Below are 19,045 nucleotides of genomic sequence, written 5' to 3'. Positions count from 1 at the left end.
AGAAAGTTGAGATTACTTGTAAAAAAATGCGTTAGGTGCTTAATTCCTTAGAATTATAATAATTTGTCTTGTTCTGCTGGCGCGTTTGTCACTAGCGTCTGCTTTATGCTTTCTTTACTGGAGCCGAGTAAAAGGCTCAAAAGGGCGTAATTGCTTTTAGGCCTGTTTTCTGAAATGAGGCCTGTGGGGGCTATGATTGTTAAAACGAGATGCCTCGGCGTTCCCACTCAGAAGCTAGTTCCAGCTTAGGCAGCAGCGTCTTCAAAAGCCAATTTTCCAAGTCTTCCCCGGCATGGAAAGGCGTGATGTCCACGGGCAGCTCATCTTTGAGGTGCTGCATGCGGGCAGTATGGTGCACCCGGGAATCCAGGATTACGAAAGAGCCTTTGTCTTTCTCACGCCGCACCAATCGTCCGAAACCTTGCCGCAACTTATGCTGACTGGCCGGATAGTAAAATTTGCTCCAGAAGTAACCGCCTTCCACCTCACGCCGGTGTGCCACCAGTGGATTCCCTAGAGATGGATTAGGCAGCCGGAAAACAATCACCTGTGAAAGCGTGACGCCCGGAAAATCCACACCAGACCACATCCGGTCCAAACCTAGTAGCACAGAATGCTCCTCCTGCCTGAACCGCCTGATTTCCCACAAACTGGTACCTTCCTGTTTCAGTAACTCAATGTCATAGGCGGGTAAACGGGAGTACAGCCAACGGTAGGCATCGTCCATGTCGCGGCGGCTGGTGAAGAGGACCAGGGTTCTGCCGTTCAGGGCCACAATGCACTTGAGCAGCGTTTCCATGGAAGTCTGCAACCAGGCCTGTTTCTGGTCCTGCGCCATTTTGTGTTCATAGCAGGGGATGAACGCGGGAACTACGGCATGGACCTTTTCCTGCTGCTCGTAATTGAACGGCGACAAGTAGCGAACTTCCTGCTCAAATGGCTCGCTGCGGCCCAACTGGTTCCGGAAATACTGCGTGTTGCCGCCAACGTACAGCGTGGCCGAGGTGAACAGCAGGCTGGGGTAGATGTTCTGCAGTTTCTCCATTTCGTCCTGCAGGTAATATGGCATCTTGCTCACCGACCAGTTCTGGCCACTCTTCTCCAGTACATGAATCCATTTGCGGGCCGGAAAGTCGCTGGTGATTTTTTGCAGAGAATCGGCAAACTCAGCGGCTTTCTCCTTGTAGGTTTCCAGACGACTGAAGGTCTTGTCCTCCGGCATTTTCAGGAGGCGTAGGATGCGTTCAATCTTGCCGGCTACAAACTGGATTGCGGTCAGCAGCTCCTGCAGCGCCTGCTCAATATCGGCACTGAACTCTCGTTTAATCCAGCGGCCATTTTCTACCAAGGCGACTTCTTCCTGCCACCGCTGCTCCCCTTGTATAGGCAGTGCCTGAATCAGTTCGCCACTAGTTCTGATGGTGTCACAATCACGGTGAATAGAGTCAATCTCGTCCAGTACCAACTGGGCCGTTTCGGTTTCTGCGTGATGTACTACCCGTTCCGCCACTCGGTCCAGGAAGCCTTTCCGGTAGTTTTTGCCTAATAAGGGGCGCAGGAGCCGGGCTTCTACTACTCCCAGGCTGAAGTTCATGCTCAGGGCACTTCGGGCGAAGTCCGGGAACTGGTCGGCCTCATCAATGATGCAGTGCTTGATAAGGTCCGTGAGCTTAGGCGGAAGTTGCAGCAGTTTATGGTGATTGGTCACGATGATATCAGCAGCGTAGGCCTGCTCCATGTGGCGGGCGTACGTGCACTTGGCAGGTTCTTGGCAAAGCTTGGGCACACATACTTCCTGGGCATTGGCCTCTGATAGCAGACGGTACGTGTCGGGTAAGATGGCCCTGATGTTGTGCGGAATCTCTTCTACTTCGCCTTGGGTTTGATACACACGCAGCACCAGGGAAAGCCAACTTAGCCCCTCCCGGATGGTGCCTTTTTCCTGCACTACCAGTTCGTCATATAGATCCAACAGGGCGCTTAAGCAGAGGTAATTGTTTTTGCCTTTCACAATGGCAGGCCGCAAATGGGCGTGTAAACCACCTTTAAAGCGCAGTCGCGGAATCTCGCCCTGCATGACTTGTTCCTGCAGGTTTTTGGTAGCAGTCGCTATTACCACTTTACGGCCGGGGTTCAGGCGCAGCAGTTCGGCGGCGGCCATGAGGTAGCCCATGGTTTTCCCGGTGCCGGTACCCGCTTCAGCCACAAACGTTCCTTTGTCGGTTAAGGCTTTGTTGCAGAATTTGGAGTACTCCATCTGAGCATACCGCTCCGGCAATCCATGTTTTTTATACCAGGCGTGCAGGGCATCATGGATAAGCTGGTCAGAAGGCTGGGCGATGTCTACCCTCGGCTTCACGACGGTCGCATCGGTTACCGTAGGAAGCCAGGAAGAAAGCAACTTCCGGAGATGATAAGGCAGCACCGGCACATCAGTAGCAGGAGAAGGCGTGAGCCAATGCAGGTCTAGCGGCTCCAGCGTTTCTATGTTCTCGGCAGCGGCTTGCAAGGCTCGCCAAGCAGTGCCCATGTACACGGTGCCCAAATTCAGTACTTGCTGTAGGAGTTGTAGAAACAGGGTAGGCTCGCCGGGTTCGTCTTCCGGGGTGCTGGGGATTTTCTGCAGTAACACTTCCAGCAGTTTGAAAAGCTGGGTGTGCAGCGCCGTCAAGGCTACGGGCATGGGTTGGGAAGCAGGCTTTTTCTGGGCAGCGGTGGAAAGTGCCACTAAATCGCCCACCTCCATTAGGTTGAGATGCGGCAGAAAGAACGAGGAGAGCACCGCCAAGTCTGCACAAACGGGTGGCGAGGGCATGCCGGCCAAGATGTAGTTCTTGAACCAGATGTGTTCATGCCGTTCCTGGAAGAAGAACACGTGCGTGAAAGAACTCAGGTATTCCTGCACTTCGGCTTTTTGTTCTTGCCAGGTAGGAGCGCTTTTTGCCTGTTCTTTGCTGATTTTGGACTGTTTCTGCACGCTTCGTCCAAACTCCGCCTCCGGGTTGATGAACCATTCCTTCAGAACAGACTGGCCTTTCTGCAGCGATAAAACGCCAATCTGCAGCAGCCCCTGCCGAAGACCGTACGAGCCGGTGGCAAATAAATGCAGGATGGCAAAGGATGGGGAATCAGCTTTCATCAGGACCTCGTTCACTCGTCTAAGCAGAACCACAAAGGTACATGATGCTAAGGAATTTGTAGTAGAAAGTAACCAGTGCTAACCAACTTAGAAGAAAGGCGTTTTAACCTTGTTTTGCGGAAAACAGGTTAAAATGGGCAAAGTCCAACCTTAAGCTACTATCTAAAGCATTCTTTCTTTTGCTGGCGCGAGCTTACAGCTCGTGTCCGTAAGCATTCCTGAATTGCTAGACTTGCGAATACGACAGAAAAACTATTTCACGGCATAGATAAGATTGGAGCAGATTCCATTTTTAGCTTGCCTTCTGCAAAACACCCCTAAAATGAAAAAAGCCGCACAATGCGTGCGGCCCTTTTCTATATATGCAGTTGTGTTATTCTTAATGATTACGCAGCAGAAACTTCGGCCAGGGTAGGATAGTCGGTGTAGCCTACTTCGCCGGTGTTGCTGTAGAAGGTGTTGTAGTCTGGGGCGTTCAGCTCTGCATTCTCAGCGAAACGCTCTACCAGGTCTGGGTTCGCGATAAAGGGTCTGCCATAGGCAACCAGATCCGCTAAGCCGTCTTCTAATACTTTGTTCCCAGTTTCCTGCGTAAAGCCGCCATTGATGATCAACGTGCCATGGTACAACGGACGGAAATGCTTTGCGATCTCTTTGATGGCGTATGGCAACTCGGCTACTTTTGGAGAAGCTTCGGTTAGGTGCAGGTAGGCCAGGTTGTAGTTGTTCAAACGTTGCACGATGTACTCAAACGTTGGAGCGGTTTGCTCGTCTACCGTAATGCCGAATTGCTCGTGCATGGAAGGGTTCAAACGAACACCCACGCGGCTCAGGTCAATGATTTCTTTCACAGCATCCAACACTTCAAAGAAGAAGCGGGCGCGGTTTTCAATGGTTCCGCCGTATTCATCGGTGCGCTGGTTAGAGCAGCGGCTGAAGAATTGATGGAACAGGTAACCATTGGAAGAGTGAATCTCCACGCCGTCAAACCCAGCCTCTACCGCATTGGCAGCAGCTTTCTTGAAGTCTTCCACAATGCCTTTGATTTCCTCTATTTCTAAGGCGCGCGGCGTTACGGTTGGTTTGAAACCTTCGGCCGTGAATGCCTGGTCATTGGGGTTAATAGCTGATGGAGCCACTGGTAAGGCACCGTTGTGGAAATCTGGATGCGACATACGGCCCACGTGCCACAACTGCGCATAGATTTTGCCGCCTTTCTCGTGCACAGCATTGGTCACCTTTTTCCAGCCTTCTACCTGCGCGGCAGAGTAAATGCCGGGGATGTTGGTATAGCCAACTCCTTGCGGACTTATCGGTGTTCCTTCTGAGATGATCAAACCGGCACTGGCACGTTGGGCATAGTACTCTGCGTTCAGCTCGGTAGGAGCAGTCTCAGGGTTGTTGGACCGGCTGCGGGTCATAGGGGCCATCACCAGACGGTTATTCAGTTGTAAAGCACCTTTCTGGTAAGATTGTAACAGCGGTTGATTTTCTATTTGACTCATCTTTTATTTTGTTGTTAAAACATAAGTTGTATATACAACTATATGGTTAAAAAAATATTACTGCTCTTTTTCTCTGAGTTTGTCCATTAGTTCGCCAATCAACACGGCTTCATCCGGGCTGATCTGGCTATACTTCTCTTCCAGGTTCTGCATAATGGCGTCTGTTTGTTTCAGCAGCTCCAGGCCTTTTTCGGTGATAACAATATCTACCTTACGGCGATTATCTGGGCACTGGCAACGCGTCACCAAGCCTTTCTCCAGTAATTTGTCTACCAAGCGGGTAGCATTAGAATCACGGTCCAGCATACGTTCCTGAACCAAGCCTAGCGTAGCCGGATTAGGATATTGCCCACGCAAAATGCCCAACACGTTATTCTGCTGCAACGACAACCCATACTGCTTCAACTGACAGGAAAACTCTTTTTGCAGCCAATTACCCGTGAACATAACGTTCACCACCATGCGGCGGTAAGGGCTGCCAAATGTCTTCTGCTTCAATTCGTCCTCTAATTTCATAGGCTTTCAGCCGTTGTTTGAGCAAATGTACGTCGCTCTATTGTATATACAACTATTGTATTAGTAAAGTTTCAAAAAGACTTAAAAACACCAAGCTTTTAAGTCAGAAAACAAGTAGCTGACTATGCCTGGGTTTTAAGCTTATATTTATTGAAAAAGCCTCTAAATAGCTATTTTAAGCTCCGGATGAAGGCGTTGTTCTTTCTCTTTTTGCTAGTGTTGCGGGAGTAACCTGGTATATCAGCCTACACCTTGTTGGGCCCAGTTGGGGCTAGGTAACCGGTAGTGGCTGGAGACTCAACGGTGCTGTCTGGGTCTGCATCTTCTGTGATGTCGGTGGCCTCATCCCGGTCTTTTGCTTCCTGGTCTGCTGGCTGTTTCGCTTCGCAGGCGCCAAGAAGAAACAGGCTGGCAGTAGCGGCAAAAAGTCCTGTTCTCCAGAAGGAGCGGCTTGGTTGTAGGGTTTCCTTTTCCATAGCAGTAGGTACGTACGGTTTTAGTTCTACTGTACGAAAAATCCAGAGAAGCTGTTAAAAAAGCGAATGCCCAGTTTCAAAATGCCCGTTGTGAAAAGAACAAGCGGCCCCTTTACTGAGCCAGTACCTGATCCAGAGCTGAGGTTAAGTCCTCAAACTTGGCATAGCCTCTGGTGACCAGATATAGCTTATCCTCATTTTGTGCCACCATAGATGGAAAGCCCTGTATGCCCCAGGCCTGCACCTGCGCAAACTCCTGCTGGGCCATCAGGCGGTATTTTTCATCTGCGAAACGCTCCCGGAACTGCTCTTCGGTAAGGCCTGCTTCTTGCACCAAAGGCAAATACGTCTCTAGCTGGTTGAAGTCTTTGCCTTCCTTAAATTGCAGATCCTGAATGCCTTTGGCGTATTTCACCTGCTGGCTTGGGTGCAGTTCTTTCAATATGCTCAGCACAATGGCAGGTGGTTCTGAGTTGGAGAGGTAGGTGCCTTTGTCCAGGACATCCTTGAAATACGGCTCGCCCATTTTTACGCCGGTGATCTCATTGAGCCGAGGCATGGCCTGTTTGATGTAGCTGGCCATGTTCCCGATGGGGCCGACACGCTCACCCAGGATCATGCCGCCACTCAGTACCTCAAGGTGAAATTTATCGGCGTAAGCATCGTGCAACTTTTCAATCTGCGGACCCATAGCGTAGCACCAGCCGCAGAGGGCATCTGAAATATAGAAGAGGGTTGGTTTATTGTCGGTCATGAGTTCAAAGTCTAAAGTTTTCTAAAACGCTGGAAGGAGGAAGCGTTTTAGAGGTGATTTCAGGGAACCAGTTCAAAATAGGTGAGGCAAAGGTAGAGAAGGAAAAGCCGGCATCGCATCATGGGCTGGTTTCTGCAGGTAAACCTCGGATAAGAAGATTGAGATACGTAGTCTCTCCCTTTGAAGGGGGGAGGGGATGATTACTCGTGCAGATAAAGTATTCTGATACAACTTAAATTTTTGTCTTTTGCCAAGTAGCCACTTTTTTAAAAGCAGCCAACGCTATTGTCATCCCCCTACCCCCTTCAAAGGGGGACTGAATACGTGCCAATCCTTTCTCTTGGAAAAGTTGGTATGAGGTACATAAAAGGAATTCCCTTTAGGAGCCGTTTTCTAGAAAACGGCTCCTAAAGGGAATTCTGACAATAAGCAATCAACAATTACTTCGCCGTAAGACGATTTTCCAGCATGCGGTTGTTGTATTGTTGAATGAAGGCCTTTAACTTATTTTCCATGGCTACCCTGATGAGCGGTTCCTTGTCCTTGAGGTTTTGCTTCAGGAACTTGTCTTCTTTGTAGTTGAACAGCCCCAACGTGTTGGTGCCGTCAAACTGCAGGAAGTAATCACCCTCGGTCCATTGGTAAGCGCCCTGGTAACTGATGGCGAAGTTTCCTTCCTGCAGATTGAGCATGTTCTTGCCGAAGGAGAAATACGGCTGGTCGTAGCCCAGGTAACCCAGCACCGTGGGCATGATGTCTAATTGCTGCACCACGCGTTCCCGGTCCACGCCCCTGAAGGTAGGGTCACCGGGAGCGTAGAAGAGGATAGGCACCGCAAAGTTTCCCCAGGCAGTCTGGTACTCGGGGTAATAGGTGTGGGTGGCCGAGTGGTCGGCGGTGATCACGAAGAGGGTGTTGTTGAACCACGGTGCCTGGCTTGCTTTCTGGAAGAACTTCCGCAGGGCCATGTCTGAGTAGCCAATGCACTCGAAAATCTCATAAGGCCCTTTCTTGAATTTACCCTGGTAGCGCTCCGGCACTTTGTATGGGTGATGCGAAGAGATGGTGAACACGGCGCTCATGAAAGGTTCCTGAAAAGTGTTGAGCTTGCCGGCCATGAACTGCAGGAACTCCTCGTCCCAGATGCCCCACATGCCGTCAAAGTCCTCGGGATTGCCATATTCAGTCATGCCGTAGTATTCCTGCACGCCAATCAGGTTCATGAACGCGTCAAAGCCCATGGAACCGTTGGGCGCCCCATGGAAGAAGGAAGTATGATAACCTTTCTCGTTCAGGGTGCGAGGAAGGCTGGGCAGGTTGTTGCTTACGTACTGCGTCAATACAAACGGCTCCTGAATGCTGGGGATACTGGTGAGCACCGAAGGCAACGCATCAATGGATTTCCGGCCGTTGGCGAAGGAGTTCCAGTACACTTTGCTTTGCCCCATGAGTGAATCCAGAAAAGGGGTGAACCCGGTATAGGTGCCGTTCTCCAGGTGTTGGTTGTAACCACCTACCGCCTCTTTCCCGAAACTCTCCAGCACAATCACCACCACATTCTTCTTCTGAAAGGTAACAGAGTCTACAGGCTGGTGAATGGGAGAGTACAGGTTAGCCACCTGCTGCTCAGGAAAGTATTCTACTTTTTTGTAGTTAGTCTTATTGATGGTTCTAATGATAGAGAAAGGCGTGTTAAGCACGATGTACATTTCCTGCGGACGCTCTACATACTCACCGGCATTGCTGAGCGTGATAGGGCGCGTACTGTGCCGGAAACCACCCCGCATGGCCACAATGCTCAACCCAACGGTCAGCACCAGCACCACGGTATGCCATGGGTAATAGAACCAAGGGTTGTAGACAGGGGCTTTCTCTAACTTAATGCGGTTGTACAGCCAAGCCATCACTACCACTAAGCCTATCCAAATCAGAGCCACATACCAGAAATCAACCAGAAAACTGGAGGCAAAGCCGCCCCAATCTTCATTGGCAAACTCCCGCACCACACTGCCGGTTGTACGGCGTAGCGTGAAGCGGTAATAAATAAGGTCAATGCAGTTCAACGCCAGTCCCAAACCGTTGAAGACCAGAAACACCCACTTCACTACCTTCTGGTACACCGGGTGATGCCGGAACCGGAACGGCACCAGCATGAGCGCCATAAAAAGCAGGTTGATATAAATAATAGCCGCCAGGTCAAACTTCAGTCCGCCCCACATGAGGAACAGCAGATCAGAGGAAGACGTCTGGGTAAAGAAGCCTTGGTTAAAAAAGTAAAAGAGAAGCCGGCAAACGGTATACAGCAACATGGCTACACCCAACGCCAACAGCATGGCTATATGCACACTCCGCCGCAATGCCCTCGGCTGAAAAGATTTCATCATGTTCTAAAAAAGAACCACAAAATTAAGGAATAATCATGGAGTGCGTAGTGAAATGTACTGTTGTATAATTAAAGCAGATAGCCTGAATGACCAGCAACAAACACACTTTCCGAGGCTGGTGTCTCACGGAATTTTCAAACTTCAGGTTATGGTAGGTCCAAGTTGAAAACTATGACCCTACAAGCCTCAATGAATCTGCATGTGTAAACACCCCCCTTCGCCCCCGCCCCCTTCAAAGGGGGAGTATCAGCTAGAGTAGTTTGAGGCTTACGCCTCACTGCAGTTGCAAACTGCAGCCATGGTAGGTCCAAGTCGCAAACTTGAACCATATTTTTATGAATGGATAAATGAACTATGCTGTCTATTTAAAAACTTTAGCCATGTCTTTCCAGGGGAGCAAACCCACGCATATCCGTTTCCAGCCTTTCGTCTGAGCGCCTAGAGGTCTGCGGTGGCGGGCAGAGCCCGGCAGCCGAGGCTTTAGCCGAAGGCAGCGGAACTCACAGCGCGAGGGCGGAAGGCGGGGCCCCGCGGCCGTGAGCGCTTATCAGATAAGATGCAACAACACGGTTCATAAACCCACGCAAACAGCAGCTACCCCAAGGAAACAGCAGAAAGCATCAAAGGCAAACTTGTAATGGTTATTAGTGAGAACACCAGCAACTCCAAGAATCACATCAAAGCAATAACCCAAACTAAAACATAAAAGCAGCCTTGAAACACTAACACTGTTCCAAGGCTGCTTTTCAAAAACTAGGTTAAAACAAGATTACATTCCAAAAGCAGACTTCAAATTCCTTACTGCTAATTTCTGCGCTTCCTTCGCCTCACTCAACACAGTAGCCATCCCGAAAAACTCGTGGGTAACTCCTTTATACAATTTGTGGTCTACATCCACGCCCGCGGTTTCCAGCTTTTCAGCTAACTGCTCTCCTTCGGTCTGCAGCGGATCTAACTGGGCGTTGATGATAGTAGTAGGAGGCAGGTTTTTCAAATCAGCACCCACCAGGTTAATCCACGGGTTCTTGCCATCGGCCGGAGAACGAAGATATTGTTTAAAGAACCACTCCATCAAAGGCTTGTCCAAGGGTTTGGCCGCGGCATACTTCTGGTAAGACTCCGTGTTGGTAGCATAGCCGGCAATAGGGTACACCAGCACTTGGTGCAACGGCATCTGTACTTTCTGGTCGCGGGCCATCATGCTCACGGCCGCGGCCAGGTTACCTCCGGCGCTTTCGCCCACTAAGGCTATTCTTTTCGGATCACCTTTAATTGACGCGGCATTTTGCAGGGCCCACTTATAAGCCGCAAAGGAATCGTTGTGGGCCGTAGGGAATTTGTTTTCCGGGGCCTGACGGTAGGCCACTGAAATCACAACAGCATCTGTCTGCTCGGCCAAACCTCTGGCCGAGGCGTCATACGTATCCAGGTCAGCAATAACCCAGCCACCGCCGTGGTAATACACAATCACGGGGTAAGAAGCTTTGCCTGTTTTAGGGGTATACACCCGGGCGTGGATTTGTCCGCCGGTCACCGGAATTTTCTTGCCCACCGTGTCTACTTTAGAAGCAGGCATAGGGATGTTGTTTTCCTTCATCAGGTCCATCACCGCAGTGGTGGGGGTAGGGTTCTGACGGGCTTCTTTGGCGGTTAACTGCGGAATAGGTTTGGCGTTGTAGCTGGCCAGTTTGTCCGTGATGGCTTGCATAGGGCCGGTGATCTCATCGGCCCAGACAGGTTTAGGACCGGTAGGCGTCAGGCCGGCTTCCACAATTTCAGCGGAGTCGGCCGTGGTGGTAGCGGTTGTGTCTGCGGCTCCTTCGCGGCTGACGGACTCAGTTCCCATGGGGCGCTTGCTTTCACAAGAGCTGATCCAAAAGCAACATGCCGCTGCGAGGGCTAATCCGCCTTGGCGGCCAATTGATAGCAATCTCTTTTTCATAGTTTTGATGTTTGTGTAGGCAGGGGAGGCCTGCGGTATGTAGCATACGGAGATGGTGGAAATACGGATGAGAGATGCTGGAAAGAGAAGAACATTGCCCTTGGACCTGGAGGAGAGAAGCCTTGTGCCTAAAGGAAAACCGCCTATCTTTGGGAGGCGACTTCGCGAGAGTAGCTCAGTTGGTAGAGCATCAGCTTCCCAAGTTGAGGACCGCGGGTTCGAATCCCGTTTCTCGCTCTAAAACAATCTTTTATTTTACCTCTGATTCTTTACGATGGGTGCGTGTAGCTTTTTGAATTTTCCCTGCCATTGGCAATTGCTGGCATTTTCATTCTTGGTTTTTCTCGCAAGCTGTACAGCGCCGCGATCGGTGATCCAGTCTGGCCGGGTAACCCCGCATGGGGAGTTTAAAGTGGGAGCCAATTTCGGCGGTAACATTGCCTCTGAGCCTATCTCCCAGCTAAAAGACGTAGGCGAAGATGCCATTGTGGCCCTCGCAAACCGTGACTCGGTTTATTATGATGGGCTGGTGAAATCTGCCACCAAAGCTGCCATTGCCTATACTCTAGACCCGGTAGGTCCCAACTTTGATTTTTATGTGCGCTACGGAGTGTTGCCCCGGGTAGACGTGGGATATAAATATGCCTCAGGAGTGCACGTGCTGGATGCCATGTACCAGTTCATGGGTCCTATGGCTGGAGCAGCCAAGAGCAGTACCGAAAGGTGGTACGGCAGCATAGGCATGCAGTATGCCGGACAGAATTCAGATGTCCTGGACAAACTCTTCCTGGGAAAACTCTCCCCTATATTGGCGTTCAAAGCCTCCCGGAGAGATGTGCTGGTGCCTCTGGTGTTCAGCCGGTCTTTTGGGGTAGATGAAGAGTTTGGGAACATCTCTTTTGGAGTGGCTTACAACCACACCTTTGTAGAATACGGATTGGTACCCGGCAGACTTTACGAGAAAGTGGGCGGCGGAAGAGCGGTGCAGATAGAAGGCATCACCAGAAAAGAAAGCTTCCCTTCATACGGCCTGTTCGTGAACGCCAAGATTGGAGCCAAGCGCATTTACCTGTTGCCTGCCTTGTCTATGTACTATCAAAAATACGGAAGTTATGAGCTCCTGAAGCAAGAGCAGGTAGACTTCTCCGGTATCACCATTGTGCCTTCTATAGGGGTACAGATTGGGTTAGGCCAGGGAAAAGCGGACAGATAAGATTCTTATTTTAAGGCGCTTTTTAGAAATTAACTCTAAAAGCAGTGTCTCAGATTTAAGCCCCTCTGGGTTAGTGTCAAACACTGATCCAGAGGGGATTTTCTTTTTTAGGGGTGTATATGGCTAACTTTTGAAACAATGATCAACAAACGCTAGCAGCTGGAAAGCACTTCATTTACCAGGAAAGGTTTTTGCCTGGTGCTCATTCCAGCTTATGTAAACTGTTACTTAAGAGCGATGAACAAAGTAAACACAGACAGACGTAATCTGTCGCTTCTATAAAAGCGCTTAAATAAAACGGGTTTTGGGGTGCTTTTGTAAAAGCCCTCAGCTTTACTCTGCAGTAGTGGGGGCAATAATGAAAGGGACCTCCTTTACAGAGTTTGCCGGAAACCCGCCTTTGGTGGCATGCTCTCTGATCGTTTCTTCATTGGGTGCAATGTACACGCAGTAGATCTTGTCTCCAGCCACATAGCTTTGCTGCCACTGGATCTGAGGGCCCATTTGAGACAATACATTACAAGAGGTTTGTGAAATGCCTTTTAGTTGCTCGGCAGTTAGTTGACCGGCACCGGGAACTTCCCGTTCAATCAAATACTTGGGCATGACTTTAACTGTTTGAGGTAAACCTACTCGTCTGGCTTTTCGGAATCGCCCCGTTTAGATGTGGCTTCTGGTCTCCACCTGGTTTCTAGAGTCAGATTCATGAGTTGATCGTTGGTAGATCTCTGGGGTGGCTTCAGGCTCAGGCATTTGCCTGCGGGGGAAGTTCTAAATTAAGAAAGTGCCTGCGGCGAAGGGCTACCAGCCGGCCTAGACTTGTCTTCGGGTAAGGGCACAAACTCGTGGTTATCGGTAGGGGGCAAGAGAATTCGTCCTTCTTTCCAATCAGCTTTGGCTTGTTCAATGCGCTCTTTCCTGCTGGAAACAAAATTCCACCAGATAAACCGTTCACCCAGCGGTTCGCCGCCCAGCATCATCAGGGTGGAAGGTTCTTTGGCCAGTATGATAGGATCTACGCCTTTGCTGAAAACCAGCATCTGCCCGATGGTGTAGGTGCGGCCGGAGACCTCCACGCTTCCTTTGACCACGTAAATGCCCCGTTCAGAATGTTCTTTGGGCAACCCGAAACGGGCTCCCTGCTCCAGCACTACGTGCAGGTAGAAAAGAGGTGAATGTGTTTTAACGCCATTTCTCAGGCCATACGCATCCCCGGCAATCAGGCGCATCCACACGCCGGCCTCGGTAAAGATGGGTAATTGTTCGGGTTTGTAATTGTCAAAGGCTGGGGCTGCTTCCTCGTCTTTTTCGGGAAGGGCCACCCACGTCTGGATCATCTCCAGGTTTCCGCCGGCCAATGCCGCCGGGTCTTCAAACCGCTCAGAATGTGCAATGCCACTGCCAGCCGTCATCCAGTTCACTTCGCCGGGGCGGATGATCTGCTCCACGCCCAAGCTGTCACGGTGCATGACCTGTCCGCCAAACAAGTAGCTGACGGTAGACAAGCCAATGTGCGGATGGGGCAATACGTCCATATTGGTTACCAAGGGCGGTTGCACATCTACCGGGCCCGCATGGTCCATGAAGATAAAGGGACCCACCATCCGGCGCTGGCGGAATGGGAGGATTCGGCGTACGTCCATTCCGGGCGCCAATGAGGCTTTCCGGGCTTCTATGACAATGTCTAACATACCCTGTTTTAGAAGTGTTTTCATGAATATAGCTGGAAAACAAAAGGATACAAAGAGGACTGCCGCAAAATAGGTGGCGTCCAGAAAATACCAGCTTGTTCAACCCCTTCGCGCTTTTGTCGTTCTAAACAGATGTAGTAACATTAGATTATGGAAATAGGCATCACCACCTTCGTAGAAAATACCCCAGACCCGGCCACCGGGAAAGTGCTTCCTCCGCATGAGCGGATGCGCAACCTGATGGAAGAAATTGAGCTCGCCGACCAGGTAGGGCTGGATGTGTTCTCCATTGGCGAGCACCACCGGCCCGATTTCATAGTCTCCTCGCCAGCGGTAGTGCTGGCCGCCGCAGCCGTGAAAACCAAGAACATCAAACTCTCCAGTGCCGTGACGGTGCTGAGTTCAGATGATCCGGTGCGGGTGTTCCAGGATTTTGCGCATGTGGATTTGCTCTCAGAAGGTAGGGCCGAGATCATGGCGGGCCGGGGTTCTTTTATTGAATCTTTTCCGCTGTTCGGGCAGGACCTGAACGACTACAATGAGCTGTTCTCTGAAAAGCTGGAACTGCTCATTAAGTTAAATAAAAGCGAAAAGGTCACCTGGTCTGGAAAGCATCGTGCGGCTATTGATGATTTAGGCGTGTACCCCAGACCACACCAGGCGGAGTTGCCCATTTGGGTAGCAGTGGGTGGCACCCCCGCGTCTGTGATACGGGCGGCACAACATGGTTTGCCTTTGGCCCTGGCCATTATTGGGGGCATGCCAGAGCGGTTTGTGCCGTTTACGGACCTGTATAAAAAAACCTACCTGCAGTCTGGCCATCACATAGAAAAGCTACAACTCGCCATTAACTCACACGGCTACATAGCCGATGATTCTCAAAAAGCGGCTAATGAGTTCTATGGACCTTATGCTTACCTCATGGGCAAGATAGGGCAGGAACGCGGCTGGTCTGGCATGAGCCGCGAGCAATACGATTTTATGCGCGGCCCCGAAGGCTCTTTGTTGGTAGGCAGTCCGCAACAGGTCATAGACAAAATCTTGTGGGAGCATGAGCTGTTTGGCAATACCCGTTTCCTGCTGCACATCAGCGTGGGGACTATGCCGCACGCCCAGGTCATGCACGCCATCGAGTTGCTGGGCATGGTAGTGGCTCCGGCGGTGAAGAAAGCAATAGGGGAGAAGGCATAGAACTTGCTATACCTTCTCCCCTATATAAGTAATCTTATTAGCTTAAGTTAAATACCCTTATCTGCTGGCGCTGGCCACCACCTTTTTATGCTCCGCAGTGGCACTGTCTGGGTGGGCAGGGTACAAGAACTTGCGTATTTCCTGCAGGTAGCTGAAGCTCCCGTTTGGCAGGTTGCTCAGAATAATGAGGGCACTATGCTCTTTGGGGTTACGCAAGAGATAAGTAGAATACCCGTGCCATAAGCCGCCATGGTACACCGCCGTATCCCCGTTCTCCAGCGGCCGGATGCGCCAGCCAAAACCGTAGTCTTCTTTCTGCTTCTTGTCGTGACGGGTGCCGGTGAAGGCTTCATGCAGGGTTTCGTGGGTGACCAGTTTCTGCGTGTACAGTGCCTGGTCCCATTTGTAAAGGTCTTCCACTGTAGAGTACACGCCTTTGTCGCCCAGCACCGTGTCTAAATAGTCAGTCGTTCTTTTCTGCCGGAAACGGGTGTGGCCCGTAGCTACTTTGCCGGTGAGCGTAAGTAAATCTGGGCTGTAGGTGAAGGTGTGGGTCATCTCCAGCGGGTCAAAGATGCGCTCCCGCAGGAAATTGGCGAAAGGCATTTCTGAAACCTGTTCTACAATGGAGGCCAGCAAACTGTAGCCGGTGTTGCTGTAGTCAAAGCGCGTATTAGGCTTGAAGTAAGGTTTAGGCTGATGGGTAACCATCAAATTTACCACATCCTGGTTGGTAAGGGCTTTGTTGCGGTCTGGCCAGAGTTTGTCACTGAAATAGGTGTAGTTAGACAAGCCCGACTGGTGGGTGAGCAGTTGCCTGATGGTGATGCCTTTGTACGGGAAGTTGGGGAAATACTGCTGCAAACTGTCTTCATAGGTGAGTTTGCCCTCTTCTTTCAGCATCATGATGGCCATGGCCGTGAATTGCTTAGACACCGACGCTAACTGGAAGGCAGTTTCTACGGTAAGCGAATCTTTCTTGTAAAAATCGGCCATCCCAAAGGCACCCTTGTAAACCACTTGGTCATATTTGGTCACCAGCACCGTACCGTTAAAACCACGCCGTTTATGAAAGTGCTTGAACACTGAATCCAATTGGCGATTCAGTTTCTGGATGCTGTCTGCCGTGAACGATGCCGGAACAGCAATCTTCTGCGTGCTGTCCTCGTCCTTCCCCCACAGGGTAGTCTTTTTCCCTGATTCCTTGCAGCCAAGCAGGAATAGACAGAAAATAGATGCGGTTACGCATCTGAGGAGCAGATATTGTTCTCTGAGAAAGGCCATACTTCAAACGACAACATAGGAAACCAATTCTAAAGATAAGCTGTCAGGTTCTGTTTTTAGAGTAAAATCTGAAAAACTTATTTAAAGCAAATAGAAGAAATGTTTAACTTCTCTTCCGTTCATCTACAGAAAGGGAAAAGCTTTTAACATTTTCAAAGAGCACCGACTTGGTAGGCTTTCTGTTTTTAGCTTCTTTTTTGAATTCTGGACCTTAAACGAAAAAGGTCCTGTTCATCAACGTTTCCAATCCTTCACGCCATACTAAGTTCAACGCATAACTAACTCAAACTAAGATGCAGGTACAAGGCTTCAATGCGAAAGTGGTTTGGATTACTGGTGCTTCCAGCGGCATTGGAGCTGCTCTTGCCCTTGAGTTGAGTAGGTTAGGAGCCATTCTAATTCTTTCGGCCCGAAGCGTAGAAAACCTGGAAGTGGTAAAAGCCAGCTGCACCAACCCAGATCAGGTTACCATCCTAACCGCGGATATGGCAGAAACCGATTCACTGCCTTCTATTGCTGCGCAGGCTTGGAGGCTCCATCATGGAATAGACTACGTTTTTCTAAATGCCGGCTTCGCGGTAAGGGACCGGATCATTAATACAGAGGTTGAGCTGATCAAAAAGGTCATGGATGTCAACTTCTTCAGTGCGGTGGTGCTCACCAAAACCTTGCTGCCTTTAATGAAAGCGAGAGGAGCGGGCCACTTTGTAGTCACCAGCAGTTTGTCCGGTAAATATGGGATTCCGCAACTTGGAGCTTATGCCGCCTCCAAACATGCTTTGCACGGATTCTTTGACTCACTAAGGGCAGAACAGGAAACCGATGAGGTCAAGATCACCATAGTAATACCTGGCTTGGTGAAAACCAATATCTCAGTCAAGGCCCTGAAAGGAGACGGCTCCGCGTACGGGAAAATGCAGGAATCTATCTCCAGCGGCATCTCCCCGGAAGCCTGCGCCCACGGCATTCTCCAGGCGGTAGCGAAAGGTAAAAACGAAGTCCTGATTGGCGGCTCTGAGATAGCCAGTGTCTGGGTGAAGCGGCTCTTCCCTGGGCTCTTTTCCTATTTAATCCGGAAGCACCCTCTACAGAAGCTGAGAAAGCTGGGTCTTGTAAAAGGGAGAAAGTCTTAGAGGTTAATGGCTACTTGCTGCTTGTCAGCTCAAGAGCCTTTCTTTTTCTTCAGTTGGTCTTGAATGAAACGGTGGGTCATTTTTTCCAGAATGGCTAAGGTGACGCTTCCGTTGGAGAGCACCATGTCATGAAAGGCCCGTACATCAAAATCCTCTTTCAAGGCAGCTTCCGCTTTCCTTCGCATTTCAATGATCTTCAGTTCCCCAATTTTATAAGCCAGTGCCTGACCGGGCCAGGAAATGTACCGGTTCACTTCAGTGTTTACTTCATGTAGGGAAAGGGCGGTGTGGTCTGCTAAATAGGCCACGGCCTGTTCCCGGGTCCAGTTTTTGGTATGGAGCCCCACATCAATTACTAGGCGGCAGGCGCGCCACATATCATAGGTAAGCCGACCAAATAAGCTGTAGGGGTCTTGGTACAAGCCCATTTCTTGGCCCAAGTATTCACTGTACAAACCCCAGCCTTCCCCAAAAGCATTGATGTACAGATTCCTCCTGAAGGCGGGCAGATGATCCAGCTCCTGGTTTAAACTGATCTGTAAGTGATGGCCTGGCACCGCCTCATGCAATGTGAGGGCTTCTAAAGTATAGAGGCTTCTGCTGGGCAAGGTATAGGTGTTCACATAGTACTCTTTGGTGCTTCCTGAGTACCGGCCCGTGGTATACGTGGGCGCCAGATAAGCAGGAACGGGAGCCACAGAATACGGCTGCCGGGGTAGTTTGCCGAAAAGGGAAGGCAGTTTGCCGTCAATCTTTTTAGCGATGTAAGAGGCTTCTTTCAATAACTCCAGTTCTGTCTTAGGATAGAACTTGGGATCAATTCTGAGAAAGGTGACAAACTCCTGAAAGCTTCCTTTGAAGTTTACCTGTTGCATCACCTTGTGCATCTCGGCCTGGAGACGGGCCACTTCCTGCAAGCCGATCTGGTAAACTTCTTCTGACGTTAGCGAGGTGGTGGTATAGTGACGAACCCTGTCTTCATAGAACGCTTTCCCCTGTGGGAAATGAGACGCGCCCAACGTGGTGCGGGTTTTGGGAAGGTATTCCTGGTCAAAGAAGGTTTTGATCTTCTGAAAACTGCCGATGACCTCTTGTTTGATCACTTGCCTGGCTGTATTTTGTAAGCGCTGCCAGTCTGGTTCTGGAATACCGGTAGGTTTGACCGCAAACGGCTGCCAGAAAACAGATTTTTCTACCGAATCTACCAGGTGTTGGGTGTAGGTGTTTTCGTAGCCTTTCAGGATAATTTTGGGTTGACTAATGCCAGCGGCCAGTCCTTTGCGCATGAGCTGGAGGTGTTCCTCCACATACCTTGGAATATCCCTCAGCAACGTAAGGTAGTTCTCGGCCTCTTTTTTTGTTTTCAGGATTGCCCTGGTCCGGTAGACAAGCCTGGTGTGAAAGCCCTCGTCTGAAAGAATGGGGTTGAGATACGATTTAAACTGATAGTTGGCTAGTTCGTCCAGGAGCCGGTGCTGCAATAACTCAAGATTAATCTGGTCGCCAAAGGAGAGCGCGTTTTTGTTGATGGCCTTTACTTGGTCGTTCGCCTTTTTATAGAAAGTGTACTTCCTTTGATACGCAGGCTCCGTGTGTGAGCCCAGCACAAAACCCCTGCTGCTATCCGCTGCCCTTTCTCGTTTCTCGAAATCCTTGATGGCCTCCAACACGGTTGCAATTTCCGGATGAACCGCCTTCTGTTGCGCAGAAACATAACCCGGGAGCAGAAACAGGTATACCAGTATCAGAGATACAAATGCTTTCATATTGAATGGGTTAAAGGAGCAGTTTAAAGAGGAAAGTCTTGTTGTAATGTA

The 19,045-nt window shown here is 50.2% G+C and carries 14 protein-coding genes and 1 tRNA gene; 4 read left to right on the top strand and 11 right to left on the bottom strand.

Annotation, left to right across the window (positions count from 1 at the left end):
- Positions 1-199: 199 nt before the first annotated feature.
- The 7 genes from DC20_RS07325 to DC20_RS07290 form a co-directional block, all read right to left on the bottom strand.
- Positions 200-3,139 carry an ATP-dependent DNA helicase gene (locus DC20_RS07325; RefSeq protein WP_062543228.1) on the bottom strand — a complete coding sequence of 980 codons (2,940 nt, stop codon included), beginning with the start codon at positions 3,137-3,139 and terminating at the stop codon, positions 200-202.
- Positions 3,140-3,525: 386 nt separating this feature from the next.
- The gene (locus tag DC20_RS07320; protein ID WP_062543227.1) at positions 3,526-4,644 is read right to left on the bottom strand and encodes an alkene reductase; all 1,119 of its coding nucleotides are present in this window, start codon (positions 4,642-4,644) and stop codon (positions 3,526-3,528) included.
- Between the two features lie 57 nt (positions 4,645-4,701).
- Positions 4,702-5,160, bottom strand: coding sequence for a MarR family winged helix-turn-helix transcriptional regulator (locus tag DC20_RS07315; protein WP_062543226.1), 459 nt, complete (start codon positions 5,158-5,160; stop codon positions 4,702-4,704).
- A 245-nt stretch (positions 5,161-5,405) separates the two neighbouring features.
- On the bottom strand, positions 5,406-5,636 hold the full coding sequence (locus DC20_RS07310; RefSeq protein WP_062543225.1) for a hypothetical protein: 231 nt from the start codon (positions 5,634-5,636) through the stop codon (positions 5,406-5,408).
- Between the two features lie 112 nt (positions 5,637-5,748).
- Positions 5,749-6,390, bottom strand: coding sequence for a DsbA family protein (locus DC20_RS07305; RefSeq protein WP_062543224.1), 642 nt, complete (start codon positions 6,388-6,390; stop codon positions 5,749-5,751).
- A 440-nt stretch (positions 6,391-6,830) separates the two neighbouring features.
- The gene (locus DC20_RS07300; RefSeq protein WP_083470262.1) at positions 6,831-8,774 is read right to left on the bottom strand and encodes an LTA synthase family protein; all 1,944 of its coding nucleotides are present in this window, start codon (positions 8,772-8,774) and stop codon (positions 6,831-6,833) included.
- Between the two features lie 769 nt (positions 8,775-9,543).
- A complete protein-coding gene (locus tag DC20_RS07290) occupies positions 9,544-10,716 on the bottom strand; it encodes an alpha/beta hydrolase (protein WP_245652316.1) in 1,173 nt (390 codons plus the stop codon).
- Positions 10,717-10,880: 164 nt separating this feature from the next.
- Between DC20_RS07290 and DC20_RS07285 the strand changes: the two genes are divergently transcribed.
- Positions 10,881-10,953 (top strand) — tRNA-Gly (locus tag DC20_RS07285).
- A gap of 133 nt (positions 10,954-11,086) precedes the next feature.
- Positions 11,087-11,929, top strand: a complete 843-nt coding sequence (locus DC20_RS07280; RefSeq protein WP_062543221.1) for a hypothetical protein — start codon at positions 11,087-11,089, stop codon at positions 11,927-11,929.
- Positions 11,930-12,262: 333 nt separating this feature from the next.
- Here DC20_RS07280 and DC20_RS07275 read toward each other — a convergent pair whose 3' ends face one another.
- Together DC20_RS07275 and DC20_RS07270 are read right to left on the bottom strand one after the other, a co-directional pair.
- Positions 12,263-12,535, bottom strand: a complete 273-nt coding sequence (locus DC20_RS07275; RefSeq protein WP_062543220.1) for a DUF4242 domain-containing protein — start codon at positions 12,533-12,535, stop codon at positions 12,263-12,265.
- 170 nt (positions 12,536-12,705) lie between these two features.
- Entirely contained in the window at positions 12,706-13,620 is a 915-nt protein-coding gene (locus DC20_RS07270) for a pirin family protein (protein ID WP_062543219.1), read from the bottom strand.
- Positions 13,621-13,770: 150 nt separating this feature from the next.
- On the opposite strand from DC20_RS07270, the gene DC20_RS07265 reads away from it, so the two are divergent.
- Positions 13,771-14,811: an LLM class flavin-dependent oxidoreductase gene (locus DC20_RS07265; protein ID WP_062543218.1), complete on the top strand. Its 1,041-nt coding sequence runs from the start codon at positions 13,771-13,773 to the stop codon at positions 14,809-14,811.
- A 57-nt stretch (positions 14,812-14,868) separates the two neighbouring features.
- Here the strand turns inward: DC20_RS07265 and DC20_RS07260 are convergent, their stop codons facing one another.
- On the bottom strand, positions 14,869-16,095 hold the full coding sequence (locus DC20_RS07260) for a serine hydrolase domain-containing protein (RefSeq protein ID WP_083470260.1): 1,227 nt from the start codon (positions 16,093-16,095) through the stop codon (positions 14,869-14,871).
- Between the two features lie 293 nt (positions 16,096-16,388).
- Here DC20_RS07260 and DC20_RS07255 point away from each other — a divergent pair, with 293 nt between their 5' ends.
- Positions 16,389-17,228 (top strand): SDR family oxidoreductase, encoded by an 840-nt coding sequence (locus tag DC20_RS07255; RefSeq protein ID WP_071885400.1) that lies wholly within the window; start codon positions 16,389-16,391, stop codon positions 17,226-17,228.
- A gap of 29 nt (positions 17,229-17,257) precedes the next feature.
- Here the strand turns inward: DC20_RS07255 and DC20_RS07250 are convergent, their stop codons facing one another.
- On the bottom strand, positions 17,258-18,994 hold the full coding sequence (locus tag DC20_RS07250) for a DUF885 domain-containing protein (RefSeq protein WP_062543217.1): 1,737 nt from the start codon (positions 18,992-18,994) through the stop codon (positions 17,258-17,260).
- Between the last annotated feature and the right edge of the window lie 51 nt (positions 18,995-19,045).

The sequence above is a fragment of the Rufibacter tibetensis genome (assembly GCF_001310085.1).
Lineage (GTDB): Bacteria > Bacteroidota > Bacteroidia > Cytophagales > Hymenobacteraceae > Nibribacter > Nibribacter tibetensis.
The sequence above is the reverse complement of the archived record's forward strand: the minus strand, read 5'-3'. Positions and strand labels throughout refer to the sequence as shown.